1 protein-coding gene is annotated in these 726 nt (G+C 65.6%); it reads left to right on the top strand.

Annotated elements, in window-relative coordinates:
- Positions 1 to 576: IS21-like element helper ATPase IstB (istB, locus tag VQ042_RS25765; RefSeq protein WP_331823076.1), on the top strand; the 576-nt coding region annotated here is incomplete at its 5' end.
- Positions 577 to 726 lie beyond the last annotated feature (150 nt).

Genomic DNA, 726 nt, shown 5'->3' with positions numbered 1-726 from the left:
GCTCGCGCCGCCCGATTGCGTCACGACGCGCAGGTCGAGGATACCGACTTCCGCGCCGTGCGCGGCCTCGACCGTGGCCTCTTCCTCCAATTGGCCGGGTGCGACTTCATCCGAAAGCGGCAGGGCCTGTTGCTCACCGGGCCCGCCGGCGTCGGCAAGAGTTGGCTCGCCTGCGCCCTCGGCCAAAAGGCCTGCCGCGAAGACTTCTCCGTCGCCTACCACCGGGCGCCGCGGCTCTTCGCGACCCTCGGCCTCGCCCGCGGTGACGGTCGATATGCGCGGCTGCTGAAGTCGCTCGAAAGGGTCGACCTGCTCATCCTCGACGATTGGGGACCCGAAACGCTCACCGACGATCAGCGGCGCGACCTCCTCGAGATCGTCGAGGACCGCTACGAGCGCCGGTCGACGATCGTCACCAGCCAGGTGCCGGTCGATCGCTGGTACGAGATCATCGGCAATCCGACCATCGCCGACGCCATTCTCGACCGGCTCGTCCACAACGCCTATCGCATCGAATTGTCCGGCGAGAGCCTACGGAAACGAGCTCCACGGACGACGGTCGCAGCGACACCTTGACCGGAAACCCGACACCGACCCATCATCGAATTTGACCCAGGATCAGATCAGGAGGTGGCCGGCTTCAAATCGGAACGGCGGCCGGAATGAAATCGGAACAGGTGGCCGGCTTCATCTTGGAATGCATGGCCGGCTTCGTCGGAATCCGCA

This window comes from Aurantimonas sp. A2-1-M11 (assembly GCF_036549475.1).
In the GTDB taxonomy this organism is placed as follows: domain Bacteria; phylum Pseudomonadota; class Alphaproteobacteria; order Rhizobiales; family Rhizobiaceae; genus Aurantimonas.
The sequence above is the reverse complement of the archived record's forward strand: the minus strand, read 5'-3'. Positions and strand labels throughout refer to the sequence as shown.